The 23,821-nt window shown below is 68.3% G+C and carries 34 protein-coding genes; 4 read left to right on the top strand and 30 right to left on the bottom strand.

Translation table 11 applies throughout. The annotated features are described in order from the left end of the window. Nucleotides 1–150: 150 nt before the first annotated feature. The 28 genes from K4B79_RS12485 to K4B79_RS12350 form a co-directional block, all read right to left on the bottom strand. Entirely contained in the window at nucleotides 151–582 is a 432-nt protein-coding gene (locus K4B79_RS12485; RefSeq protein ID WP_232026589.1) for an ATP-binding protein, read from the bottom strand. Between the two features lie 195 nt (nucleotides 583–777). After that, entirely contained in the window at nucleotides 778–1,182 is a 405-nt protein-coding gene (locus K4B79_RS12480; RefSeq protein ID WP_232026588.1) for a (deoxy)nucleoside triphosphate pyrophosphohydrolase, read from the bottom strand. A gap of 34 nt (nucleotides 1,183–1,216) precedes the next feature. Beyond that, a complete protein-coding gene (locus K4B79_RS12475; protein WP_232026587.1) occupies nucleotides 1,217–1,408 on the bottom strand; it encodes an SPOR domain-containing protein in 192 nt (63 codons plus the stop codon). A gap of 345 nt (nucleotides 1,409–1,753) precedes the next feature. After that, entirely contained in the window at nucleotides 1,754–2,506 is a 753-nt protein-coding gene (locus tag K4B79_RS12470; protein ID WP_232026586.1) for a GntR family transcriptional regulator, read from the bottom strand. Between the two features lie 162 nt (nucleotides 2,507–2,668). Next, complete coding sequence (locus K4B79_RS12465) at nucleotides 2,669–3,799, bottom strand: DUF4190 domain-containing protein (RefSeq protein WP_232026585.1); 1,131 nt, start codon at nucleotides 3,797–3,799, stop codon at nucleotides 2,669–2,671. Between the two features lie 171 nt (nucleotides 3,800–3,970). Then, entirely contained in the window at nucleotides 3,971–5,533 is a 1,563-nt protein-coding gene (locus K4B79_RS12460) for a S8 family peptidase (RefSeq protein ID WP_232026584.1), read from the bottom strand. Between the two features lie 144 nt (nucleotides 5,534–5,677). Next, nucleotides 5,678–7,936, bottom strand: a complete 2,259-nt coding sequence (locus tag K4B79_RS12455; protein WP_232026583.1) for a DEAD/DEAH box helicase — start codon at nucleotides 7,934–7,936, stop codon at nucleotides 5,678–5,680. 73 nt (nucleotides 7,937–8,009) lie between these two features. Beyond that, the gene (locus K4B79_RS12450) at nucleotides 8,010–8,840 is read right to left on the bottom strand and encodes an oxidoreductase (protein WP_232026582.1); all 831 of its coding nucleotides are present in this window, start codon (nucleotides 8,838–8,840) and stop codon (nucleotides 8,010–8,012) included. Between the two features lie 106 nt (nucleotides 8,841–8,946). Next, nucleotides 8,947–9,459 (bottom strand): hypothetical protein, encoded by a 513-nt coding sequence (locus K4B79_RS12445; RefSeq protein ID WP_232026581.1) that lies wholly within the window; start codon nucleotides 9,457–9,459, stop codon nucleotides 8,947–8,949. Between the two features lie 186 nt (nucleotides 9,460–9,645). Next, the gene (locus K4B79_RS12440) at nucleotides 9,646–10,206 is read right to left on the bottom strand and encodes a hypothetical protein (protein WP_232026580.1); all 561 of its coding nucleotides are present in this window, start codon (nucleotides 10,204–10,206) and stop codon (nucleotides 9,646–9,648) included. Nucleotides 10,207–10,281: 75 nt separating this feature from the next. Further along, nucleotides 10,282–11,529: a tyrosine-type recombinase/integrase gene (locus K4B79_RS12435; protein ID WP_232026579.1), complete on the bottom strand. Its 1,248-nt coding sequence runs from the start codon at nucleotides 11,527–11,529 to the stop codon at nucleotides 10,282–10,284. 39 nt (nucleotides 11,530–11,568) lie between these two features. Continuing rightward, nucleotides 11,569–11,751 (bottom strand): helix-turn-helix domain-containing protein, encoded by a 183-nt coding sequence (locus tag K4B79_RS12430; RefSeq protein WP_232026578.1) that lies wholly within the window; start codon nucleotides 11,749–11,751, stop codon nucleotides 11,569–11,571. A gap of 121 nt (nucleotides 11,752–11,872) precedes the next feature. After that, complete coding sequence (locus tag K4B79_RS12425; RefSeq protein ID WP_232026577.1) at nucleotides 11,873–12,115, bottom strand: hypothetical protein; 243 nt, start codon at nucleotides 12,113–12,115, stop codon at nucleotides 11,873–11,875. A gap of 19 nt (nucleotides 12,116–12,134) precedes the next feature. Beyond that, the gene (locus K4B79_RS12420) at nucleotides 12,135–12,383 is read right to left on the bottom strand and encodes a hypothetical protein (RefSeq protein WP_232026576.1); all 249 of its coding nucleotides are present in this window, start codon (nucleotides 12,381–12,383) and stop codon (nucleotides 12,135–12,137) included. 19 nt (nucleotides 12,384–12,402) lie between these two features. Continuing rightward, a complete protein-coding gene (locus K4B79_RS12415) occupies nucleotides 12,403–12,834 on the bottom strand; it encodes a hypothetical protein (RefSeq protein WP_232026575.1) in 432 nt (143 codons plus the stop codon). A gap of 29 nt (nucleotides 12,835–12,863) precedes the next feature. Continuing rightward, nucleotides 12,864–13,427: a deoxynucleotide monophosphate kinase family protein gene (locus K4B79_RS12410; protein ID WP_232026574.1), complete on the bottom strand. Its 564-nt coding sequence runs from the start codon at nucleotides 13,425–13,427 to the stop codon at nucleotides 12,864–12,866. A 26-nt stretch (nucleotides 13,428–13,453) separates the two neighbouring features. After that, the gene (locus K4B79_RS12405; RefSeq protein ID WP_232026573.1) at nucleotides 13,454–14,155 is read right to left on the bottom strand and encodes a hypothetical protein; all 702 of its coding nucleotides are present in this window, start codon (nucleotides 14,153–14,155) and stop codon (nucleotides 13,454–13,456) included. A 72-nt stretch (nucleotides 14,156–14,227) separates the two neighbouring features. Further along, complete coding sequence (locus K4B79_RS12400; protein WP_232026572.1) at nucleotides 14,228–14,827, bottom strand: hypothetical protein; 600 nt, start codon at nucleotides 14,825–14,827, stop codon at nucleotides 14,228–14,230. Between the two features lie 20 nt (nucleotides 14,828–14,847). Further along, nucleotides 14,848–15,258 carry a hypothetical protein gene (locus tag K4B79_RS12395; protein WP_232026571.1) on the bottom strand — a complete coding sequence of 137 codons (411 nt, stop codon included), beginning with the start codon at nucleotides 15,256–15,258 and terminating at the stop codon, nucleotides 14,848–14,850. Nucleotides 15,259–15,288: 30 nt separating this feature from the next. After that, on the bottom strand, nucleotides 15,289–15,513 hold the full coding sequence (locus K4B79_RS12390) for a hypothetical protein (RefSeq protein ID WP_232026570.1): 225 nt from the start codon (nucleotides 15,511–15,513) through the stop codon (nucleotides 15,289–15,291). A 13-nt stretch (nucleotides 15,514–15,526) separates the two neighbouring features. Continuing rightward, entirely contained in the window at nucleotides 15,527–15,712 is a 186-nt protein-coding gene (locus K4B79_RS12385) for a hypothetical protein (RefSeq protein ID WP_232026569.1), read from the bottom strand. A gap of 66 nt (nucleotides 15,713–15,778) precedes the next feature. After that, nucleotides 15,779–16,075 carry a hypothetical protein gene (locus K4B79_RS12380; protein WP_232026568.1) on the bottom strand — a complete coding sequence of 99 codons (297 nt, stop codon included), beginning with the start codon at nucleotides 16,073–16,075 and terminating at the stop codon, nucleotides 15,779–15,781. Nucleotides 16,076–16,149: 74 nt separating this feature from the next. Then, nucleotides 16,150–16,869, bottom strand: coding sequence for a DUF2786 domain-containing protein (locus tag K4B79_RS12375; protein WP_232026567.1), 720 nt, complete (start codon nucleotides 16,867–16,869; stop codon nucleotides 16,150–16,152). Between the two features lie 109 nt (nucleotides 16,870–16,978). Next, complete coding sequence (locus tag K4B79_RS12370) at nucleotides 16,979–17,224, bottom strand: hypothetical protein (protein WP_232026566.1); 246 nt, start codon at nucleotides 17,222–17,224, stop codon at nucleotides 16,979–16,981. Nucleotides 17,225–17,293: 69 nt separating this feature from the next. Next, a complete protein-coding gene (locus K4B79_RS12365) occupies nucleotides 17,294–17,755 on the bottom strand; it encodes a hypothetical protein (protein ID WP_232026565.1) in 462 nt (153 codons plus the stop codon). A gap of 157 nt (nucleotides 17,756–17,912) precedes the next feature. Continuing rightward, nucleotides 17,913–18,683, bottom strand: a complete 771-nt coding sequence (locus K4B79_RS12360; protein ID WP_232026564.1) for a hypothetical protein — start codon at nucleotides 18,681–18,683, stop codon at nucleotides 17,913–17,915. Nucleotides 18,684–18,766: 83 nt separating this feature from the next. Further along, nucleotides 18,767–19,171: a hypothetical protein gene (locus K4B79_RS12355; protein WP_232026563.1), complete on the bottom strand. Its 405-nt coding sequence runs from the start codon at nucleotides 19,169–19,171 to the stop codon at nucleotides 18,767–18,769. Between the two features lie 805 nt (nucleotides 19,172–19,976). Next, on the bottom strand, nucleotides 19,977–20,372 hold the full coding sequence (locus K4B79_RS12350) for a hypothetical protein (protein WP_232026562.1): 396 nt from the start codon (nucleotides 20,370–20,372) through the stop codon (nucleotides 19,977–19,979). Between the two features lie 354 nt (nucleotides 20,373–20,726). Between K4B79_RS12350 and K4B79_RS12345 the strand changes: the two genes are divergently transcribed. From K4B79_RS12345 to K4B79_RS12335, 3 genes are all read left to right on the top strand, one after another. Beyond that, nucleotides 20,727–21,341, top strand: coding sequence for a DNA cytosine methyltransferase (locus K4B79_RS12345; RefSeq protein ID WP_308280431.1), 615 nt, complete (start codon nucleotides 20,727–20,729; stop codon nucleotides 21,339–21,341). Next, the gene (locus K4B79_RS12340; RefSeq protein WP_232026561.1) at nucleotides 21,298–21,753 is read left to right on the top strand and encodes a DNA (cytosine-5-)-methyltransferase; all 456 of its coding nucleotides are present in this window, start codon (nucleotides 21,298–21,300) and stop codon (nucleotides 21,751–21,753) included. Before K4B79_RS12345 ends, K4B79_RS12340 begins: the two co-directional genes overlap by 44 nt. Nucleotides 21,754–22,076: 323 nt before the next feature. Beyond that, complete coding sequence (locus tag K4B79_RS12335) at nucleotides 22,077–22,301, top strand: hypothetical protein (RefSeq protein WP_232026560.1); 225 nt, start codon at nucleotides 22,077–22,079, stop codon at nucleotides 22,299–22,301. Nucleotides 22,302–22,303: 2 nt separating this feature from the next. Here the strand turns inward: K4B79_RS12335 and K4B79_RS12330 are convergent, their stop codons facing one another. Beyond that, on the bottom strand, nucleotides 22,304–22,837 hold the full coding sequence (locus tag K4B79_RS12330; protein ID WP_232026559.1) for an HNH endonuclease: 534 nt from the start codon (nucleotides 22,835–22,837) through the stop codon (nucleotides 22,304–22,306). Nucleotides 22,838–22,922: 85 nt separating this feature from the next. Between K4B79_RS12330 and K4B79_RS12325 the strand changes: the two genes are divergently transcribed. Then, on the top strand, nucleotides 22,923–23,339 hold the full coding sequence (locus K4B79_RS12325; protein ID WP_232026558.1) for a phage terminase small subunit: 417 nt from the start codon (nucleotides 22,923–22,925) through the stop codon (nucleotides 23,337–23,339). A gap of 41 nt (nucleotides 23,340–23,380) precedes the next feature. Here K4B79_RS12325 and K4B79_RS12320 read toward each other — a convergent pair whose 3' ends face one another. Continuing rightward, nucleotides 23,381–23,590, bottom strand: coding sequence for a hypothetical protein (locus K4B79_RS12320; RefSeq protein WP_232026557.1), 210 nt, complete (start codon nucleotides 23,588–23,590; stop codon nucleotides 23,381–23,383). Nucleotides 23,591–23,821 lie beyond the last annotated feature (231 nt).

The raw sequence follows: 23,821 nt of genomic DNA, 5'->3' as shown, positions 1-23,821 counted from the left end.
TTTCGACAACCGTCACTGGCCCGAACCGGCCGGTGGACAGCGCCGCCCCACGCGTACAGTCCCGGCTCACTGCGCACTCCGGCCTCGTGCGGGCACCGCGTGGGCCTCGTGTGGGCACCGCGTGGGCCTCGTGCGGGCACCATGCGGGCCCTATTCGGGGACCCCGAGCTCGAACCACACCGTCTTGCCCGCCTCCCCGGGGCGGGTGCCCCACCGGCGGGAGGAGTGCGCCACCAGGTGCAGTCCGCGGCCGCTCTCGTCGTCGGGACGCGCGGCCCGCTCGCGGGGCGGGTCGGGCAGCGGGTCGGAGACCTCCACCAGCAGCACCCGGTCCAGGCCCGCGGGCCGCACCAGCCGCACCCCGATCGGGCCGCTGGCGTGCCGCAGCGAGTTGGTCACCAACTCGCTGACCAGCAGGACCGCGAGGTCGGCCAGACTCTCCAGCCCCCACACCCCCAGCCGCTCCCGCACCGCGTCCCGCGCGGCCCGCACCGCCCCCGGGTCCGCCGGGAAGCTCCACTCGGCGCAGTCGCCTTCGCTGTCGATCACGCCGATCACATCCCGGGCCAGCCACTCACCCATGTCCGGTTTCTTGGGGTTAATGGGCACATACCCGATATCACGGAGCCATTACCGCCCCGGACGGCGCACTGTGGCACGAAAGGCGTACGTCACTTCAAAACCAAGGGCAAGTGCACGCCCCCTTAGGGGCGCGGGGAACTGCGCGACAAGCCACAAACGACCCGCACTCGCGCTACAAGATGTACCGGCAACCCTTTAGGCGCCCGGCCCCAACCGCACAGCCACCTCACGCACAGCAGCCACATCCTGCTCCAGCCACGGCACATCCCACAGCTCCGCCAGAGACAGCCACCGCAACTCATCATGATCCTGAAGCGGCTTCGGCTCGGGGGACCCGGGAAGCAACCGCGCAGTCCACACCCACAGCACATACGGCGCCCGCAGATCCCACACCCCCGGCACCCGCTCACCAACCACCGCATCGACGCCGAGCTCTTCCCGCAGCTCCCGCACCAGCGCCGCGTCCGGCGTCTCGCCCGGCTCGACCTTGCCCCCGGGCAACTCCCAGCGCCCGGCCAGCTCGGCGGGCGCACTGCGCCGCGCGGCGAGCACACGGCCGCCCTCGATCAGGGCGGCCCCCACCACGATCCGTTCCGTCATGCGCCGGAGCCTACGGGAGCGCAGGCGTCGGCGATCAGCCGGCGGCGCCCGTTCCGTTCTGGCCTATCCGCTCGACCCAGTAGAGCTGCTTGTGGCCGCGACCGTCGAGGCTGTCCGCGATCTTCTGGGCCTCCGCCCGGGTCGCGTACCTGCCCACGCGGTAGCGGTTGCCGTTGTCGTCCTGCCGTATGACGAGCCAGGGAAGAGTGATCGTGCCGTCGTTCATCGCGCCCCTCCACTTCCCGTCCGCGGTGTGTGCCGCGCCCCACCCGATAAGGAAACCGCAATGCGCATATGCCCGAGCCTACGCCCTACCTTCACGCAGCGAACACGGCTTTTCACAAAGAGGTACGCAACCAGCCAGGACGGACCGGCACGTTGAGGGGCGCGCGGCATCGCACGCGCCCCAGGACATGTCGATGCATCCGGTCGGCGGGGTGTCCCGGGCGCCCATCACGACCTGCGAGAACGGCCGGATACCAACGCGGCGTCCACAGGCCCCCGTTGAGCACTGGCCCGAGGCAACTGCCCAGAGGGCGTGCGCCGCCGCGACGGAGTGAACGGCAGGCGACTACTTCACCGGCAGGTGGTAGGCGACCCGGTACCGGTCGGCCGGAATCACCACGTCGGCCGTCTCCACCGGGCGGCCCGAGGCGTAGTACGTGCGCTGGACGACCAGGACGACATGGCCGGGGACGCCGCCGAGGGCGAGGAGTTCCTCGGCGAGGCCGGGGCGGGCGCCGACCTCCTCGGTGACGTTGTCCACGATCACGTCGATGGCGGCCATGCGCTCGACGACGCCCATGCCGCCGAGCGGGCCCTCCTCGGGCAGCATCACGGGGGTGCGGCCGGTGACGGCGAGGGGCTCCCAGGACGTGGAGAGCATCATGACCTCGCCGGCGTCCCGGAAGACGTACCGGGTGCACATCACACGGTCGCCGGGCCGGATGTCGAGCCGCTCGGCGACGGCGACGCTCGCCTCGGCCTGTTCACTGCTGGACTCCCAGGTGCCGCGCACCTCGCCGTCGGCCTGTTCCTGCCGGAAGGGTGTCGCGCCGTTGACCGGCCGGTACCCGGAGCGCACGACACGGCGGGGTACGGGCCGCTCGCGCACATAGGTCCCGGAGCCGGAACGGCCCTCGACCAGCCCCTCGGCCATGAGCACCTTGCGCGCCTCCAGCGCGACCGTGTCCGAGACGCCGTACTCCTCACGGATTCTCGCCTGGGACGGGAGGCGGGTGTGCGGTGGCAGCGAACCGTCGACGATCTTCTTGCGGAGATCACCCGCGACGCGCAGGTACGCGGGCTGCTCACCGAATGTCACTGGCCGCTCCCATCAGGTTGTACAGACAGCAACAGCGTGGCAACCGTGGGTTCCGCCATGCAAGCAAAGGCCAGAGAATCACTCGATGTGATGACTTGTGCCCGTGGAGGGCTTTACGCAGGCACTTTCTCTCCGTATATAGGGCCCCTTACACATTCGGGCTTACACATTCAGGTTGCCGCCACCGGAGCTGTCGTCCTCGTCGTCGTACTCCTCGCCCGAGGGCGGGGTGGTGTCCAGGCCCAGAGCCTTGCGGGCGGTGACCGTGGTGGGGCCGTCGATGTACGCCCAGCCGTCGTCGTAGTACGTGTAGAAGGTGTCCGGGTCGGAGGCGGCGGCCGCCTTCGCCCAGACCTCGCGCGCCGCGTCCATGTCCTTCAGCAGGGCGGCCACCGGCCGTGCGGCGTCGGCCGGCCAGGCGTGCCCGCGCAGGACCCCGGCCTGCTCGCCGAGCACGTCCCGGACGTCCCGGGCCCAGTCCCGGCCGGCCGCGAGGTCGTCCTCGGCGTTCTCCTCGGGCTCCTCCCAGAGCACGGCGTCGACGGCGTCCATGGCTTCCAGGAAGGCGAGTTGGTCCGCGTCGAAGCTGCTCTCGTCGGCGCGCAGGGAGCCGCTGAGGGGCTTGCCGTCATCGGTGCTGCCGAAGACGCAGGCGATCGCGCGGTCGCCCCACCGCCAGCTCTCCCGGGTGGGGCCGAAGTAGTACACGTCGACCTCGTCGAGGACCCAGCTGTCCCGGACGTACGCGCCCTCCAGGGGGGTGCACTTCTCGTCGGCGGTCTCGCTGACGGCGTCGTCGCCGGGGAAGGCGGAGCCGCCGCTCATCGTCACGGAACCGAAGACCTCGCCGTCGTGCCCGCCCTCGCAGGACACCTCGTCGACGTCGTAGGTGAGGCCCTCCAGCGAGCCGCCCGGGACGTCGAAGCACTGGCCCGCGACGAGCGAGAACGAGGAGTTGCCGCTCGCGCCGTCCTTGACGTCCCGCCAGATCCCGGAGGCGGCGCCCGTCGCGAGCGTCACCACCCACAGGGCGAGCCCCACGGACGACAGGACCACCCCGGCGATCGCCATCCCCTTGCCGCTCTGCCCCTTCCTCCTGATCTGCGCGAGCGCGATCACGCCGAGCACCAGCCCGGCGGCGGGCACGAAACAGAGCAGGCCGAGCACGAGCGCGGCGATGGCGACCCCGTTGACCGGCGAGGGGCGGGTGTACGGGCTGTAGCCCTGCCCCCACGTCCGATAGGGCGGCCCGTAATGCTGGTACGGCCCCTCCGGGGGCGGGGGTATGGACACGAGCCGTGCTCCTGCGTTCGGGCGGCGGGACCGAGAGTGACGTGCGGAACCGATGGTGGAACTGATGTACGACAGGCGCATCGTATGCGCGGCCCGGGCGGCGACCGAACCCAGGTCGTCACCCGAGCCGACGGTGGATCAGAAACGGATCAGCACTGGATCAGCGACGGATCAGAACTGCAGCGCCCAGGCGTCGACGCGTCCGACGTCCTGTGCCGCGTTGTCACCGACCCGCAGCCGCCAGGTGCCGTTGGCGACCTCGGAGGAGGCGTTCACCGTGTACGTGGTGTCGATGTTGTCGGCACTGCCGCCGGTGCCGTACGCCTTGAGCGTGTACGCCGTGCCGTCGGGGGCGACCAGCTGGATCTGGAGGTCGCCGATGTAGGTGTGGACGATGTGCACCTCGACCGCGAGGGCGGAGGGCGCGTTGCCGCTGACGCCGGAGACGGTCACCGGGGACTCGACCGTGGCGTTGTCGCCGATCGCGTGGTCCCCCGTGTTCTCGAAGCGCGGGCCGGGCGGGGTGGTCGTGCCGCCGCCGACGTACAGCAGCCGGTTGGGCGAGCCGGTGCCCGGGCCGGTGACGACCCCGGTGGTCGCGGCGGCGGTCAGCGCCGAGGAGACCTGGGCGGGGGTGGCCGTCGGGTTGTCGGCCAGGTACAGCGCGGCCGCTCCGGCGACGTGCGGACTCGCCATGGACGTACCGGAGATGGTGTTGGTGGCCGAGTCGCTGGTGCGCCAGGCCGAGGTGATGGACGAGCCCGGGGCGAACAGGTCCAGGACCGTGCCGTAGTTGGAGTAGCTCGCGCGGGCGTCGGCCGAGGTCGTGGCGCCGACCGTGATCGCCTCGGTGACCCGGGCCGGGGAGCGGGTGGAGGCGTTGGTGGACTCGTTGCCCGCCGCGACCGCGAAGGTGACGCCTGAGGCGATGGCGTTGCGTACGGCGGTGTCGATCGCGGTGTCGCCCGGGCCGCCGAGGGACATGTTGGCGACGGAGGGCTTGACCGCGTTGGCCGCGACCCAGTCGATACCGGCGACGACCTGGGCGGTGGTGCCCTGGCCCGAGTTGTTGAGCACCCGGACGCCGACGATGTTCGCCTTCTTGGCGACGCCGTACGCGTTTCCGGCGACCGTGCCGGCCACGTGCGTGCCGTGGCCGTGGCCGTCCTGGGCGGTGTTGTCGTTGTCGATGGCGTCGTAGCCGTTGGAGGCACGGCCGCCGAAGTCGCTGTGCGTGATGCGGACACCGGTGTCGATGACGTACGTGGTCACGCCCGCCCCTCCCGAGTCCGGGTAGGTGTACGAGCTGTCGACCGGGCGGTTGCGCTGGTCGATGCGGTCCAGGCCCCAGGAGGGCGGGTTGGGCTGGGTCGCCTGGATGCGGAAGGTGCGGTTCTGGACGACGGAGGCGACGGCCGGGTCCGCGGCGAACCGCTTCGCCTCGGTCGCCGAGGCCTCGATCGCGTAGCCGTTGAGGGCCTTGCCGTACGTCCGCTCGATGTCGGCGCCGTACTTCGCGGCCAGCGCCCGGCCCTCGGCCGAACCGGCGCGGGCGGCACCGGACTCGAGGGTCACGATGTAGCTGTCGGGCACGGCGTTCGCGGCGCCCTCGTACTGGACGGCGCCCTGCGGGGCGGCCTGGGCGGGGAGTGCCGAGACGAGACTCGCGGCGAGGGCGGCGGTCACGGCCGCCGCGGCGAGACCTGCGGATCTTCGGTGACGCATCACTGCCATCTGAGGGATCCTCCTCGATCGGTAGCATGCTCATGTCAATTCCGGGTGGGACAGCCGAGTGCACACCCGGGTGGGACACGTGAGTGCCCGCCGAAAGATTGAGGCCTGCACAGGAATTGCACAAGGGCCCTGCACGGATGCGCCTCAGAGCCGCCCGGCCAGCCTGCGCTGTTCCTCCTCCACGATGCGCCGGGCCAGACCGTCGTCCGAGACGTCGACCGCGTCCGGGGTGGCCTCCGCGGTGTCGCTGCGGCGGGCGTAGGCGTCGAAGAGGCGGGTCTTGCTCTCCAGGATGTGCAGCAGCCGGTCGTCCACGCTGTCCGTGGCCAGCAGGCGGTGCACCTGGACCGGGCGGACCTGGCCCATGCGGTGGGCGCGGGCCACGGCCTGGTGCTCCAGGGTCGGCTTGACCTGCGGCTCGCACAGCACGACCACGGAGGCGGCCTGGAGGTTCAGACCGACCCCGCCGGCCTCGATCTGGCAGAGCAGCACGGCGTGCCCCTCGGCGGCCGTGAAGTCGTCGACCAGACGCTGTCTGCGGGCGGCCGGGACGCTGCCGGACATGGGTCCGAACACGCCCTCGCCCGGGGTGCGCCGGGAGGTTTCGAGCGCGTCCCGCGGCTGCGCCAGGGCGCCCTGGACCTTCTCCAGGACATCGCGGAAGTACGAGAACACCACCACCTTCAGGCCGTTGACCGCGGCCTCCCCGACCAGTTCGCACAGCCGCTGGAGCTTGGCGGACTTCTCGGGGTCGGCGTACGCGGCCCGGCGCATCGCCATGAAGTTCCCGGCGGCGACCGCCGCCCGGTAGGCGTCCTCGTCGGCGGCGCTGAACTCCTCCCACTCGTCCACGTGCAGCAGCGCGGGCAGTTCGGTCAGTACGTCCTGCTGGTTGCGGCGCAGATACGCGGGCGCGACCGCCTTGCGGAAGGTGTGCGGTCCGGCGACCGCGTCGCTGTCGCGGATGACGGGGACCAGCGCGGGCTGCAGGTAGCGGACCAGGGTGCGGAACTCCTCGACGCGGTTCTCCATCGGGGTGCCGGTGAGGAACAGGACGCGGTCGCAGCGCTCGGTCCACACCGCGACCGACCTCGCCCGGCGGGTGTCGGGGTTCTTGACGTAGTGGGCCTCGTCGACGACGAGGAGGCCCGGCCGGGTGCCGTCCGGCTCGGGCAGGGTGTGCAGCACGTCGAAGGTGGTGACGGCGACACCGCCGCGCTCGCGCCACTCCGCGTAGGTCTCCTGCCGCTCGGGTCCGTGCACCGGGAGGGCTCGCAGGGTGCTGCGGGAGCGGATCTCCCGCGTCCAGTTGATCAGCACGCTGGCCGGGCACACGACCAGGAAGTGGGCGTGCCCCTCGGCCGCGAGGTGGGCGAGCGCGGCCACGGCCTGGACCGTCTTGCCGAGCCCCATCTCGTCGCCCAGGACGACCCTGCGCTGGGCGAGGGCGAAGCGGGCGCCGAAGGACTGGTAGCCGCGCAGCGAGACCCGGCGGTGGGTGTCGTCGAGCGGCTGGGCGTGCACCCGCTCGGCCACCTCCGAGGGCACGAACCCCTCGGCCGCCGCGGTGTCCGTGCGGTGCGCGGACACCTCCGCGAGCTGGCTGTAGTACTCGGCGGAGCGCAGCTCGAAGTCGACCCAGGCCTCGATCTCGGAGGCCGGTTCGCGCAGCAGGTCGGCCGAGGCCTGCGTCAGCCGCAGCCGTACGTCCGTCTCCGCCGCCTCGGCGGTGAGCGCGCGCAGCTCCACGGCCGCCGCGAGCGCCGTCTCCCGGCGGTGCCGCCCGGAGAGGGCCAGCCGCAGCCGGCCGGTGGCCGGGAGGGCGGCGGGGAGCAGCTCGCCGAGCCGGTCGTGCAGCCGCTCGGCGGTGTCCAGGCAGCGGCGCAGCTCGGGGCCCGCCTCGACCAGCCGGTACAGCGCGCGGACCAGGGCGGCGGTCCTGGGCTCGGGGTGATCGACGTCGATCCGCACCGAGACGGTCTCCTCGACCGCCCGCGCGATCTGCCGGGCCGCGGCGAGCGCCTGGTCGGCGGTCTGAGCGCCCACACCGGGGATCTGCCGCAGGTCGAACCGGCTCGCGTCGTGCACCGCGCGCACCGAGCCGAAGCCCGCCGCCTCGATGGCCGACAGGCGCAGCCGCCCCTCGGTGACGTCCTTCAGCCGGGAGACCGGGATGGACGCCAGCTCCTCGGCCACGAGGTCGTCCCTGAGCGGCTTCAGGGCCGAGCGGACCGCCTCCAGGGCGCGGGCGTGGTCGGCGCGCAGGGTGCGGGCGGCGTCGTACAGCCGCACACCCTGGGTGTGCAGGTCCCGGACGCGACGGCCCACGGGCGGGGCGACGCCGTGCGCCTGTGGGGCGCCGTACGCCTCCCCCGTGGATCGTGTCCCTTCGGCCTTCGCCATGACGCCCCTCGTGTGCCGTCCTCCCCCGCGCAAGCCATGGTCGCACCCGGCACTGACAACGGGCCCGGTCGCGTCAGTCGTCGAAGTCGGTCGCCCTGGTCCGCTTCTCCCAGGCCGCGATGTCCTCGCGGACCTGGTCGAGATGGCCGAGGACGGCGGTGACGCCGTCGTCGCCGAGGGGGAGGCGGAGCGGGGTGGGGTCGGCCCGGAGGGCGGCCAGGATGAGCGCGGCCGCCTTGGCCGGGTCGCCGGGCTGGGAGCCGTCACCGCCGGCGACGGCTCCCCGGGTCTCGCTGACCTTGCCGTAGACCCCGCTGTCCGCGCTCGTGCCGGCCCGGCCGGTCTCGAAGAGACCGGTGCGGAAGGAGCCCGGCTCCACGATCAGCACCTTGATGCCGAAGTCCCGCACCTCGTCCGCGAGCGCCTCGGACATGCCCTCCAGGGCGAACTTGGTTCCGCTGTACGCCGAGAAGCCCGCGAAGGACATCTGCCCGCCCATGCTGCTCATCTGCACGATCGCGCCCGAGCGCCGCTCGCGCATCGACGGCAGGACGGCCCGCACCAGCGCGGCGGGCCCGAAGACGTGCACGTCGAACAGGTCCCGCAGCTCCCGCTCGCCGGTCTCCTCGAAGGCCCCGACGTGCGTCCTGCCCGCGTTGTTGACCAGCACGTCCACGCGTCCGTGCCGGGCCACCACGTCCCGTACCGCCTCCTCGGCGGCCGCGGTGTCGGCCACGTCCAGCCGCAGCGCCTCCACCTGCCCGGGGTGCGCCGCCACCAGCTCGTCCAACGCCTCCGTCCGACGCGCCGCCCCGACCACGAAGTCCCCGTCCGCGAGGGCCGCCTCCGCGATCGCCCGCCCGAACCCACTGCTCGCACCGGTGACCAGCCAGACCTTGCCCATATCGCTCCCCGTCCTGTGCGAAGTCGACGCTCTCCTCAACAGCCTTCGCAACCAGGCTAGTTCGCCGGTCCCGCCCGGACCCGTCCGTTTTCGCCGCAGACCGGTCTCACAACCTGCCGAACATCACTCCCCGCCAGATCCAGCCCGCCTTGAGGACGGCGGCCTGAAGCGGATCACGCAGCTCCGCACTGTCGAAACGGAACGTCTCCGTGGCCTCGATCCCGCCGCTCTCCCCGCGCTTGACGGCGTAGCTGCGGGAGACGGTCCGGTCGGGCCCGCGCGTGTACTCCCCCGACACCTCCAGCCTCGGCGGGTTGCCGACCCGCTTCACCTGCCACCCCTCCTCGATGACCCGCACCTCGTGCTCCTTCTCGACCAGCCGCATCCGGAACCGGACGGCACGCGTCAGCTGCGACCGCACGAAGACGCTCTGCCACGCCGGCTCCGCCACCCGCCACTCCGCCACCAGATCGGCCCCCTCCGGAGCCCCGTCCCTGACGACATACGGCACATCACCCCCACCGAGCCCGAGCAGCACCCCCCGCACTTCCCCGACCGAGACGGGCACGACACCGTCCGCGGGGTACTTGGTTCCGTTCAGCTTGTCGAAGAGTCCCATCAGCGCACCCTTTCAGGGCTTCGGAGCCGGCGGCACATGAAGAGGGGCCGGCTCCACAGGAACCGGCCCCTTCGCGGTGCTCAGACGTTGAAGCGGAATGTTGACTACAACGCTCCCACCTGCGGAAACGTGGTTCTGAGAGATCTAAGTCAGCACAGAATCAGCACGGCACCGTGACTTGGGCGGTTAGCTGACAACCTGCTCGCGGTTGAGCGGACCAGGAAGGTATGTGGCCACCCAGCGTAGGATGCCATCCGCTCGCTTGTGGAGGTCCTCGATGGTCTTCTCAGCATCTGCCACGGTTACGGTGACCATGAGCTCAGGCTTCCGCCTCTTACTCACCAGCGCAATCGTTTCCACCACGGGCTCCGGAGCCTCCAGGTCATGGAGCCCACTGCCCGACATCGCGATCAAGCCGTGAACAAGGTTGTTACGGACACCGAGAACCTCTTTGAGACCAGCCAGTAGATCCAGACCCTCGGTACGCTGGTCTTCGCTGATCTCCTTGTTCACCCGGAGCAAGACGGTGCAAGTGTCGATCAGCTCGCCCGCCGCAAGGCCAGCTGCGACCAGCCGGGCATACTTCGAATCCAGCAACGTCTGCATGAGCTGGCGGAGCTGGAGTTCGAGTCGAGCGCTGGCCTGCGCCACCCTCCCCACAACTGCGATCATCTCGCTGTAGGCCTCTGATCGCTTCTTCTCCCGACGCTCAAACTCGTCGCGCATCGCCTGCTCGTCAACACCCATGCCGAGAGGCTAGCCATGCGCCGATCCGTTGGCGACGGAATAGCCGGGTAGATGGGTAGCGGCCCGACATCCAAGCTAAGCAGCCAAGTCGGTGGAGACCACGCTCGGCCGCATGGCGATCTGCATAACCTCTCGGCAGCGGTGCCAGGCTCCTGGAACGAGATGGCCATAAATGTCCACGGTCGTCTTGATCGACTTGTGGCCGAGCCACCGGGAGACCTCGTGGATCGGGATGCCGTTCGCCAAGGCCGTCGAGGCGAAGAAGTGCCTCAGTGAATGCGGCGTGTACTTCGGCTTGCCGTTGACGTCGACCAGGCCCGCAGCCTTGCACGCCTTCCTGAAGTGGTACGCGTACGTCGTGGCCGTGGGCATCGTGCCTTTGCCCCGCTCGCGGGGTGCGAAGTAGACGTCGAGCTGCCGGTCCTTGCCCGCCTGATCCTTGAACGTCACGGGGATCGGGTCCCACTGCTCCAAGTGGGCGTCGATCTCCTCGTCGATGAAGGGGGCGATCGGGACGTCCCTGTACTCCCCCTCGGCCCGATGCTTCAGGGGCACGAACGTGGTGCGGCAGTCGCCCCGGTTGGCCTTCGAGCTGACCTGCCAGCGGACGCGGATGAACTCGGTTCGCCGGCATTCTCTCGCGAAGCCCAGGCACTCACTGATCCGGAGCCCGGCTCCCGACTGCAAGTAGACGGTCAGCCGGTACTGCGGCGAGATGTGCTTCGCGATCAGCTCGACCTCTTCGAGGTCGGGGATCTCGTCCTCGTCCACGGCGAGCGAACTCGTCCGAGCGATCTTGACACCCCTCGCGGGGTTCTCCGATATGCGCTTCTCGACGATGGCCGACTCAAGCATGGCCGTCACGAACTTCATACGGTCGTTGATCGTCGAGGCGGCCATGCCCTCGCCGCCACGGTGGAGAGTGGCTATGAAGCGCTCGAAGTCGGCCGTCGCGAGCCCTGCCAGGGTCTTGCGGCCGAGAAGGGGAACGAGGTGGTTCTTCGTGAACCCCTCGTAGTTGCGCATGGTGCCCTCGGCGAGGATCTGCCGATCGAGCCATTCCCGCGACCAGGCCCAAAGGGTGATGGCCCCGCGCTGCGGGTCGAGATAGATCCCCATCCCCTTGTCGTGCTCGACCTTCGAGGCAAAGGCGTCGGCGCCGTCCGGGCCGGTCTTCTTGTCGAAGGTTCTCTCACGCTGGCGTGCAGTCCGCCCGCCGGGCTCTCTGTAGCGGACAGTCCACTTGTGTCCGCAACGCGTCTTCTCGCAGGGGTACTCCTTACTCTGCGGGTCGGTCTTGCACTTCTGAAATACGGTGGCCATGCAGCCCCCTTTCTATGTGTTCGGGCATGGGAGTGGCGTTTAGCCGTAGTGGTCTTCGAGGTAGGTCACGACATCGCGCTCTCGAAAGCGCAGGAGGCGCCCGACCTTTTGCGGCTTCAGCCCCCAGGCGCGGTACTTGTTCTTGACGGTGATCTCGCTGACCTTGAACCATTCGGCGACTTCCTCCGGCGTCAGAAGCCGGTTGCTCCCCCCTGCCGTCAAGCCGCCACCCGCCCGTTAGCGCGGGCGCCGGGCGCCTCGCCCGACACGGCGTGCTCGACGAGATGGACTGTCATGTCGTCGCGATACGCGATGATGATCCCTTTCGGTCCAATGTTTACAGTTAGGCCGCGCAGTTGGAGGTGTACTCCTCGTAGGAGCGGCGGGACTGCCTCGTCAGGTGCCACATGCCGAACTCGCACTCGTAGGCACGGTTCTCTCGGTTGATCGGCCCACGCCCTCGGATCGCCTGGGCCTGACGGTCGCGCTTGGCCTGCGCGCGGCCGAGAGCCTTCTCAGCGGAGCGCTTGTCAGGGAAGGCTCGTTTGTCGGAGCAGTCGCAGGTGTAGAAGTCGACGGTCTTCACGGGGTACTCCTTCGGCTGATCAGGGACGGTTCTTCGGGGTGAGACCACCGCGCCGAGCCATCCGCATGTAGGTGAGGACGGTCTGACGTTGGACTCCGAGATAGTCGGCGAAGTGGCGGGCGGGGTTCAGTACGCCTTCGTTCTCGGCTTTCACGTAGTGCTCAGCCAGGCGGGCGAGGAAGGCTTTGGTCACGCGCGGGCCCTCACGGAGGGAACGCAGTTCGGCGATCTGTGCCGTGGTGATTCTGGGGGCGCGGAGTTCGGTCATGGCGGGTCCGTTCTGGGGGTCATTTCGCCTGGAACTTGCCGCAGGGGCAGGTGGGCAGTTGGCAAGCGCCTCTGCCGGCGCCCGCTGCGGAGTGGGTGAAGGGTGCATGGCCGCATTCGGGGTGGAAGCAGTAGCCCTTCCAGCCCTTCTTGCCGTCCACGTTCGCCAACATCACGCCAGGGCTGTGGAGTTGCACGAGGCGGCCGGTGCCTCCGAACGCCATTTTCGAAGCGAAGGTCTTGATCTCTGCTTCGCTGCCGAACGGGCCGAAGTTGAGGCCGCGGTGACCATCGGCCCAGGTGTGGACGAGGGCCAGGGTGTTGCGCATCTGGATGAGATCGGCGGCTTCCTTGTAGATGGCCTTGGCCATCTGGTCGGCGTTCTCGAAGGTGGGGTCCTCCAAGAGCGCCTTGATCGCCTCGACCTCCTCCTTCCGGGGAGTCAGTCGCATAGAACAACCTTAACACTCCAGTCTCATGTTTACACAGTGAGCGGAATGAGCTGCATCACACGGTCGCGGAGCAGGGCCACGGTGCCGTCGTTGGGGATCACGTCGTCGTACAGGTATCCCGCGAGGGAGTTCTCGCTGATGTGGCCCGCCTCGCGAATCAGCTCCTGGCCGGGCCGCTCGATCCGCACGACCAGCCCTCCGCGCTCCCGGATCGCGTTCGCCTCGTTGGGGAATCGCACGTCCGTGATGACGGTCGGGCCCCACGTCTCGAAGTCGCGGAACAGGGCGTCGACCCATACTCCGTCGCCGAGAACCTCTCGGCCGCCCTCCGTACCGAGCCGCTGTTGGTAGCCGCGTACCACCGGATACATCTCCTTCACGTCGGCCCAGCCGTACGAGTCGACCTCGTACCGCAGGGAGGTGACTCCTTCGGGGTAGTGGGGCTCGATCAGCACCGGGTCGAGGGCGTACAGCACCTCGCGCACCTTGTCGGCGAAGGCCCGGCGGGTCCAGCCCATGTCGAGAAGGGCCTGAGCAGCGGTGTCCTTGCCCGAGCGCGCGGCGCCGGCAAGACCAACCAAGGGAACGGGCATCTGTCTGTCTCCTTCGCGGGGGTGGGTTAGGCGGTCTGCGCGTCGGCGGTCGGGGCCGCTTCGTCGATCGCGGTCTCGAAGGACCACTCGCCCTCCATGAGGCTGCGGCGCACTTGCAGTTCGGCGTGACGGCCCTGGAGTTCGCGGAGTATCCGGTCGACCTCGCGGTACTCCTCGCGCAAGGCAGCCGTGCGCTTGGCGCGCTTCTCGCGGGCGAGCGCGACGGCCTTCGTGTAGACGTGCATGGCGTCCTGCTGGTGCAGTTCGACCAGGGCCCGGATCAGTTCGCGCGCCTTGTCGCGGGTGCCCCTCGGCGCCGGGTAGTCGTCGATGCCGCCTTCTCTGCGGCGCACGGAGAAGTTCCAGTCCATGTCGCGCTTCGTGAAGACGTGCACCCCTTCGGCCAGGGTCGACCCCCACACTTCGAGGTCGCCTTCGCAGTCTGCATGGTGGGCTCGGCCGTACCCGACGTAGAAGCCGGTCGGGAGGAACTCCCAAGCGTTCTCGTTGGGGCCGTTGTTGTGCCAGGTGGCGAGCGGCTCGTCGTACTTCGGAATGATCCGGACCGTCCCGCGGATTCGGGGACCGGTCACTCGGTAGGCGGTTACCCATGACCGGTCGGTGGTGGCCCACGGCTTGTCGTTGGGCTCCTCGGCCAGGCGCTCGAAGTAGACGGTGCCGAAGGACAGGCCGACATGCCCGGCGTACTCGAACTCGGTCGTGCTCATGTTGGTCTCTGCTTTCCGTGAGGGGGCGCCCCTGCCCACTCCTTGTTTGGGAAGGGGCGACCGGGTCAATGTTTACACCTGGGTCTGGATGGCGACGTTGCCAGCGGATCGGGCGGCGTAGAAACGGAGGGCCTCGCGGGCCTGGCTGCGGGCGTACGGCTTGCCGTAGAAGCCGAAGCAAGAGTCGACGTGCTCCCAGGTCTCCATGGACTCGTCGGGATCGTCGTCGCGGGTCCAGCCGACGCGCTCCTCGACCACGAAACCCCACACATCGCCCGTGGCCCACGCCTCGTACTCCTGCATCTCTGCCTCGACGTACCCCTCGGTGAGGAGGCCGCCGTCGATGGCTCGGGCCTCTTCGCCGGTCACGTACCAGAGCGAGCGCGGGCCTCTTTCCGGGCTGGACTCCAGCACGATCCCGCCGTGCATGATCGAGACGTAGCGGGTGAAGGTGTCCACACCGGTCCAGCGGTTCCACTTCAGGCGCTCCCACACTTCGGCGAGCGGGCCGCCGTCCGTGTCGACGGGGTGGTACTGCCCGGCGTGGGTGTCGATCGTGATGACGTGGACGAGCGTCTCGTCGTCGTTGCGGGGGTTCTCGGGGTGGTCGTCGCGGACGAGGCGGACGCGGAAGCGACCGTCGTCGGTGGTGGCGAGAACGTCGGCAGACATGTTGGTCTCCTTCGAGTGCGTCAGGCAGCGAGGCGGGCGGCGTGGGCGTCGGTGTCCCAGGCGGGGAGGGCGAGGCCGAGTTCGGTGTAGCGGGCGGCGCGGGCCGAGGAGCGGGTCGGGCCGCTGAACTTGCAGCCCTTGTGACGGCGGGGCGGCGCCGGGTTCTTGCCCTTGCGCTCGCGCATGTGGCTGTAGAAGACCTCGATGTCGACGGCGCACAGCAAGCAGTGCAGGGCCCACCGGTGCTCACTGCCGGGGTAGCCCTCGTGGACTCCGGCACACCGGGTGCGGGTGCACCCCTCGGGCTCGTCGACCGGCATGGCGCGGGTGGTGTAGCCGAGTTCGAGCATGCGTAGCCAGGCGGCGGCGAGGGAGTCGCGGTTGCGTTTGTTGTCGGGCAAGAAGGAGGAGAGGGACGGTTCAGCGGTCATGTGCCCTTGCCTTTCAGGGAGTTGGGTAAGTCAGTTGCCGTTGGCTCGGTCGAGGGCCTCGTCGGCGTAGGCGGTGAGGATGCGGCGGGCGATCTCGTGCTGTTGGTACTCGCTCGCCATGCGGTCGAGGGTCTGGCCGTAGGCGCCGAGGTAGCCGAGGTACGGGCCGAAGTCCAAGGTCACGGCGTACTTCATGTCGGCCTCGATCTGCGCCTTCTCGGCGGTCAGTTCGATGTGGTCGCGGAGGTTCTTCATGGGGGTCCTTGGGTCAGGAGTGGTCGGAGGCCGGGAGGTAGCCGAGAGTGCCGGCGGAGTCGATGACCCAGACCTCGCCCTCGTCGAAGACCAGGTCTCGGGTGGTGATCTCGGAGCCGCAGTTGTCGCAGCGGAAGAGTCCGGAGGGCTGGACGCCGAAGGGGGCCTGTCCGCACTCGGCGCAGATGATCGTGACCATTGGTAGCCTTTCGGGGTGGCCCCTCCTCGCTCCCTGTGAGGAGGGGCCACCTGCGTGCGGAGGGGGTTACGCCTGCCGTTCGGCTTCGGTGTCGGCGAGGATCGTGAGCAGCTCGTCGCAGGCCGCGTATTCGGCGGGGCTGACGTAGCGCCACTCCTTCTCAGGGAGCATCTCGACGGGCAAGGCGAAGACCAGGCTCTCGGTGGTCTCGGCGAGGTCGCACAGCGTGTACCACTCGTCAGACTTGGGGTCGTAGTCCTGGCGCCACGCCTCGACCTCTCGCGTGGTCGTGAGCACCTTGGCCACGAGTTCTTTGATCTTTTCGAACGGGATCGACTCCGCGTTCTCAACGGACGGCATCATGTCCGGCTCTTTCTGTGTTCGAAGAGGGCCGCCCCCGCTCTCCCTGTGTGCAGAGGGCGGCCGATGGCTGGGGATCAGGCGCTGATGGCTCGGCGTCCGCCGACTCGGGTCTGTCCGAGGTCAGCGCGGTTCGCCGCCTCCCGCCCCGCATTGAGGCCGGTTCCTCGTCGGCGCGTAGAGCCGCTGGGCGTGCGGGCGCCGGGGTAAGCAGCCGCGAGGCGGGCCTGAATCACGGACTTCCGGTCTGCCAAGACCAGTTCGGCCGAGCGGCCCGAGGCGGCAGCCGGGGCTTCCTGTTGGACGCGGGCTTCGATCTCCAGGAGGCGTTCGTGGATGCGGAGGATGAATCCCGCCATCCACGCCTTCCGGTAGGTGACCAGCTTCTCGCCAGGCGCAGGGCGCCCCTGGCGGACACCGTTGAACATCTGAAGAAGGAGAGAGGTGAACAGCATCTCTACGCGGTCGAGGTCGGACTCGTATCCGAAGAGATGAACCTCGGTCTTTCCCCGCTCCACACTCTTCTTCACGCTGTCGCAGTGCAGCGCGTGCGCAAGATGACCGAGGAGGTGTAGCCGATCGCTCGCGTAGTGGCCCTCGACCACGATCACACGGTCGCCCGGCCGGTCGGCGTTCGCGTCGGAGTCGGCGAGCATCGCCCGCTCGATGCCGTACTTCGCCATCAGCTCGGCGGCCTTCGCGAAGAACGCTTGCGCCTCGTCGGGGGTGGCGGCCGGGTCCTCGGCCTTCGTGAGGAGTGCGCGGATCTTTGCGAGCTTGTCGTCATCCGGTCTCATGTTTATACCTTGGGTAGTGAGTACCGACGCGCGGGTTGGCATCGTCAGGGGGTAGGAACCGCCTACCGCCGACCCCCTTTCGGAGGTTTCGCCTTTGCGCTTGGGCAGGTCAGGCGGAGACCAGGTCCCAGCCGTCGAGGATGTGAGTGATCGCGGCGCTGTCGATGTGGGCCTTGGCTGCGGCCTCGCGCTCCTCGTACGTCGGGAGGTCGAAGTTCGTGATCACCTGGGCGCTGGGGTCGTCTTCGAGCGGCTCGAAGAACCCTGCGACCACCACGTCCCCGATACGAACGAGGAGGGACAGCGCGCCGCAGTCGGGGGCGATGAAGGCGATCGAGTCGTCAATCTTGATCATGTCTGGGTGCTCTTTCGCGAGGGGGCCTCCCCGCTCTCCCTGTGTGCAGAGAGGCCCGAAGGGGGAGGGTCAGGCGGTCGCGGCGCGGACGGTATCGCGCACGGCGGTGAGCTTGGACTTCAGCTCGGCAAGGGTGGCGGCGTTCTTGTCCGCGCGGTCGCGTTCCCACGTCCAGATGTCGCGGTACATCTCGTCGTCCGGGTTGTCGGCAAGGAGCTTCCGGGCGCGGTCGGCCTCAACCAGCTCGTACGCCTCGCGGCGGACGACGGCACCCAGGAGCAGTTCCCAGTGGGTCACGATCAGCTCGTCGTCCTCGACGAACCGCCACAGGACCGCGTGTTGCAGTGCGGCGGCGAAGTCGGCGCGCTGGTGGTACTCCTTCGCCATGTGCGGAAGCGCCTTGTCCTCCGCCTTGCGGGCCATGAGCCGGAACTCTTCGCGGTCGTAGCCCAAGGCAAGGCAGTAGATCGCGCTGTGGGGCAGCAGGGTGCCGGCGGCAGCCTTCACCGCGGATTGGACATGGGTGTTCATGGGTCCTCGCATTCGAGTGATGGGGATGGACTGACGCGGGCTGGCATCGTCAGAGGGCAGGAGCCGCCTGCCGCTGACACCCCAAGTGGGGTGTTTCGCCTTTGCGTTGGGGGGCCGCCCCCTCCCACCCCCTGTTTGAGGAGGGGCGGCCAGGTGATCAGTCGAGGTGGTACGAACCGTCGTCGCCGATGTAGCCGTGCAGCTCCGGCAGGGTGTCGGCGCGGGCCAGTTCTCGCAGGGCGTCACCGTGCTCGCCCGATACGTACCGGTAGAACCCGGAGTCGAGGTGTGCAGCCATCACGAGGTACTCGTGACCGAGGTTGTGGGCCTCGTCCTGGTAGTGGCCGAGGATCTCCCAGTTCTCCGACACGAAGGCCCGGCACATCTGCTCGATCTCGTCCCGCTTCTCCGAGGGGATGTCCCCCTCGTCGAAGTGCTCCTCGGCATTGCCTACGTCGGACCCGTCCGCGTTCCACACGAGGGTGGACCAGAGGAGTGACTCACTCACGGACTCCGTGAAGGTCGAGATGAAGGACTCGACTCCGACCGGCTTCCAGCAGTTCGAGCACCTGTCGTCGGGGAACGTCTCGTCCACCGGGTCGCCGTACACGATGGCTCCGCAGTCGTGGCACTTGACGCTGAAGGGCTCGACGAACTTCCACCACTCGTCGGCATCCTTGTCGCACTTCTTGATCGACAGCCACCGGCTGAACTTGGCGTACAGGGCATCGACGGCGGGGAACTCCGAGGCGCCGGCAAGACGATGCACTGCGGCGAAGTAGTGGCCGTGCTCGATCATGCTCGGGATCTCACACGTGTTGTCCTTGCAGGTCCCATGTTCGTGTCGGGCAACTTCACCGCACAGTTCGTGGAAGGTTCGGGCTTCGAGCGTCTCGCCCCCGAACACCTCGTCCAGCGTGATCTTCATGCGTCCTCACATTCAGCGGAGGGTCGCCCCCGCCCTCTCCCTGTATGGGAAGGGGCGACCCGGTTACATGTTTACACTGAGCCCTAGGCGTCGACGGTCTCGACAAGACCGGCGCCCTCGCGGTCAGCGAGCCGGGCTTCCAGCTCCGCGACCCGCTGACGGGACTTGTCGAGGGCGTACGACACCGCATCCAGTCGGGTGCGCAGGTTGTAGGCGATGGTCAGCAGGTCGAACCGCTGAACCTCGGGCTTGGCGAGGCTGACCGGCCGAACCGGCTTCGGCGCCTCGATCTGGGCGATCACCTCGGGGGCGATGAAGACGAATCCCCCGCAGTAGGCGCACCGCTCCTCGACATCCCGCTCGGTGACGTTCCGCTCGTAGAAGCTGAAGTCGACACATTGGTAGCACCGGAAGTCGCCGTCCGACTTCTTCACTCCGACCGCCTTGCCGTTCTCACGGTCGGCGTCGCTGAACACGTACTCGGTCAAGTGACCTTGCCTTTCGGGTGAGCTGGTCTCAAGTTTACACCAGCCGATTTGATTTGCCGAACCGGGCTGGTTCGACGTGGTCTCACCTTATCACTCTCGCCGTTCGGAGTTTCGCGTCTGGCCTGGTCAGCGGTAGGCACTCCCATTGTCCTACCGCCCGGACCGTGCGGCCGGATCGCTGCCCTCCCGAACCTTGCGGCCCGTTCGGCGTGGTCACACCTTAACATGATTCTCGGACTACTCCGCAACCCCTTTGCGTGAGCTGCGGTTTCCCGATCCTGCACGCCATTCCGTCCGCCCCGTTGCCGGGCCGTTCGTCGTGGTGTGGTCACACCTTAACACGACCGACGGACCTCACCACAACCCCCGCCGTAACCGGCCTGCCTGCCCTCTCGCGCGCGTACGCGTAGGGCCTGGCCCGTCCTGTCCCGCTGTGCATTGCGTTGCCTCCACATGCCCGCTCATGGACTCTGTGGCGTGAATGCCCTGGCCATGCGCTCACGTACGGCTATGCAACGCGTTGCGCGCGATGCGAATGCATGAGCGCGTATGTCACTTTTCGACGGCGAACGGCCGGCATGGTGGCTCAATGTCCGTTTCGACACGCTCGGTCGTGGGGGTGGGGGTATGACCCCTCGGCGATGACTTTCCCGGCCGCCACGTCTTAGCAGCTCGGATTCTGCCACGGTTCCAGGGTCGACGAGGGCCTCGCACTCACACGGTCGAGCGCGTACATCTCCGCAGGTCAGCGGCGGCGCGAGCGTTCTGTAGGGCCTGCGTCGCCACTGCACAGGAATGAGAGGCGTCAGGCCGCAGCTTCACCAGGGTCTTCGTCCTCGGCCTCCGAGGAGCCGCCCCGCTCGTAACCCGACACGTCGATCTCGCGGCCGTCCTTGAGCCGCCTCTTGTGCGGGACGACGTTGTGCTTGTCGGGCGATTTCCGCTGCTCGGTCTCCTCCGTGGAGTCGGCGTCCGACTCGGCGTCCTCGGTGCCTGCGGTGCCCTCGGCCTGCCTGGCGAACTCGGCTTCGTCTTCTGCCATGCCGCGCGGCGTGAGGACCATGATCACGACAGCCATGCCTACAGTCGCGCCCGCGGCTTTGGCGAAGCGGATCGTCCTGGGGTGCTTCTCGGCCCAGCCCCTTGCCTTCTCGCGGAAGGAGGTGGGCTCGCCGTCCTCGGGGGGCGTGGAGTCAGTCACGAGCACAGATCTACCGGACCCATCCCACGCCTGTCAGGCAATCAACTGACATCGCCCGATCAAGTTCAGTGGCGCTCGCCAGGCTGAAGTACGTCTGTACGTCTTCGAGACTTCCTGAAGGGGCGGCCTCCGGCCGCCACAGTCGTCTACCGGCTTCCCTCTGTCGGCCCCTTCGGGGCCGGCTCTGCCCTTCGCCGCTGCACTCCTTCGCCGTAGCCCTTCGGGCGCCGTCGGAGTGTGAGTGAGGTCACAGGGTTTCTAGTTTCCGAAAGCAAGATCATTTAGCGACTTCTAAGTGTAAGTACGTAAGTCGCAAGGCTCGCGAGGCTTGAGCCCCTGACGGGGCTCGCCTGCATGAAGACGCCATACGTACATCGCAAGTCTCAGGCTTGGCCCCGAAGGGGCCCTGATCGAAGACGAAAGACGCGAGTACGTACGTCTTCGCCCGAGGGGGTCTGCTTGAGACTCCTCGAACTCTGCGCCGGGTACGGCGGCCTGGGCATGGCTGTGGCCCCTCTCGTGAACGGCCGCGTGGTGTACGTGGCGGAGAGTGCGCCAGGCCCGAGCGCCATTCTCGCTGCGAGGTACCCGGACGCCCCGAACCTCGGCGATATCCGCGAAATCGACTGGACCGAGCTTGTCGGCCTGGTCGACGTAATTACCGCAGGAACGCCCTGCCAGGACATCAGTATTGCGGGGAACCGGGTTGGAATTCGAGGCACTCGTTCTGGAATCTGGGTCCACGTCGTTGACGCAATTCGCGTCATACGACCGAGGATCGTCTTCCTGGAAAACGTCTCGAACATCCGGACGCGCGGGCTCGAAGTTGTCCTCGGTGACCTGGCCTCGATCGGGTACCGCGCACGGTGGGTGTGCGTACGAGCTACCGCAGCTCAAGCCCCTCACCTCCGTGACCGGTGGTTCTGTGTCGCGACCCCTGAAGACCCCGACGAGCAACCTCGGCTCTAACGGCGGCGCTCGCCATCCCGCAGAGCGCCGAGCTGGTGGTCACGGCCCCACCCTCGACGACGAGGCGTGCTACCTGCTCCCGTACTCCGAGGCGATCCTCGACGGCCGCGAGCCCGAGTCAGCGGTCGACGGCCCCAACTCCCCCGCGCACTGGTGGGGCGAATACCTCCACGCCATCCGGCAGTGGGAGGCCGTGACCGGCCGCGCCGCTCCCCCACCCACCGAGCCCGGCCGCAAAGGCGGACCGCGCGTGACCACCGTGTGGGTCGAGTGGCTCATGGGTCTCCCCCTCGGCCATGTCACCGACGTGCCCGGCCTGACGCGCGGACAACAGCTCCAGATCCTCGGCAACGGAGTCGTTCCACAGCAGGCGACGACCGCGTACGCGGCGCTCCTCGACCTGGGGGTGTGATGCCGAACTGGGCTTCATCCGACCGGCGCGAGAGGTTGCCGGCTGACTGGCCGAAGATCCGAATTCGCGTCCTGCGTAGAGACGGACACCGCTGCACGGCCCGTGATCAGTACGGGCAGCGCTGCGAGGAGCCAGCTACGGACGTGGACCACATCGTGCCCGGTGACGACCACCGAGAAGCCAACCTGAGATCGCTCTGCGGGTGGCATCACCGGGCCAAGTCCTCTCGCGAGGGGGCCCTCGCGCTCGCCGCGCAACGACGGCGGATCGACAAGCGCTTCAGACGGACGGAGGCCCATCCGGGCCTGATGTAGGAGGTGGCCGTGTTCACTGCCGCATGGGTCGGCTGGATCGCCGCCTTCTGCGTGATCGAGGGCGTCGCCCTGTATCGGAAGCAGCCAGGCGACAGCCTGTCCGAGCACGTCTGGAAGTGGTTCCACACCGCGAAGGGCACCGTGCCGGACCGGACCACCCGACTGCGCCGCTTCGCCCTGGTCGTGTTCCTCGCCTGGCTCTCCGCGCACTTCCTGACGGGCGGGACGTTCTGATGTCAGTTCAGTGAGCGCGCCTCCGCGAGCCTGGCCACAAGGTCTCGGCCCTTCTCGGTGATGGTGTAAAACTCCTGGGTCTTCCCCGTGAAGTCGATCGTTGCGCAGGCCCCGTTGGCAATCATGATGCCCAAGTTGGGCTTCAGCCCGCGCGCGAAAAGCCCGTCCTTCACCAGGTGCATCATTGCGATGTCGGAGGCAGCGGGCATGGGCACCGAGTTGATCTCTGGATTCTCGGCGAACAGCGCCAGGACGCGGCGCTCGATCTCTCCGTACCGTCCGTTGATCACACCGAGGTTCGCCTTGTACTGGAGCATCGCCTTACGGTCGATCTCCCCGCTGTCGAAGCGCGTGTGACACGTCGGGCAAAGCGCGATGAGGTTCTCGAACTTATGCTCGCGCACGACGCGCCACGGCTTGATGTGCGCGATCTCCGTCGTGCTGGTCTTGCACGTTGGAATCGCGCATCGGTGCCCCGCCTCAACGAGAACGGCCCGCTTCACTTCTGCGGGGACAGCCTTCCGAACTTGTGCCATGCCGTGAGGCTAACGCGCACCACTGACAACCAGGCCCCAGCCAGGGCCGCTTGCACGCTTGGGGGTGAGGCTCATGCCCGGCCCCGTGCCCAACCGTGAAGCCGACCTCGCCCGGCCGCGCGAACGCAAGGGCGGAGACGTCCAGTCAGTGACGCGCGGCGTCGCCCGGCCCACGAAGGTGCCGAACGGTGACCGCACCTGGCACCCCATCGCGAAGCGCTTGTGGGATGCCCTGAAGGAGTCCGGCCAAGCCGACTTCTACCAGGCGAGCGACTGGGCCCTCGCGTACTCGCTGTGCGAAGACCTCTCCTTCTACAAGAAGTCGGGGAAGCGGTCGGGCCAGATGCTCCAGACCATCTACGGCGCCTTCGAGCGGCTCCTCGTCGCCGAGGGCGACCGGCGCCGCGTACGCATCGAACTGCATGGGCCTGAGCCCGAGGAGCAGTCCGCGGCTGTCCTCGCCATCGCCGACTACAAGAAGGATCTTGGGCTTGCCGACTGAGCGGCGCGGGGCGGCCGTAAGGACCGCCCCGCGATTGCCTTCTACGCCTGCCGCTTCACGTAGGCGACCGCAGCCATGCCAGCCGTGAAGACGAACGCCGCCACCGCGGCACCAGAGGCAACAGCGGTGAACGGCGCCTGCCCGAGAGCGGCGAAGCCGATCCCGATAGCGAGACCGGTGGTTACGGAGATCAGGGCGACAACAACTACGTGGTACACGCGGTGGTCGCAGGTTGAAGTGGTTGCAGACAAGGAAGGCCCTCCCATGCTTTGCCGGAGCGTCGCGATCTGAGCCAGGGCAGGGTTCACCCACCACCGGTCAGATATACGACGTCGCCGCCCATAGGGCGTCGCCACAGGAGAGCGCCGGCCAGGCGCGCCTATAGAATCTCTGCCGCCGCGCTGTAGTGCTCGGTCATCTGCACCGACGCCTCTCGCCTTCATAGGGCTCTTCAACCTTGGCGAGTATAGCCAACTCATCTG

It is taken from the genome of Streptomyces lincolnensis, assembly GCF_021173675.1.
Taxonomy (GTDB): Bacteria; Actinomycetota; Actinomycetes; order Streptomycetales; family Streptomycetaceae; genus Streptomyces; species Streptomyces lincolnensis_B.
This window is presented reverse-complemented; position numbering and strand designations above follow the sequence as displayed.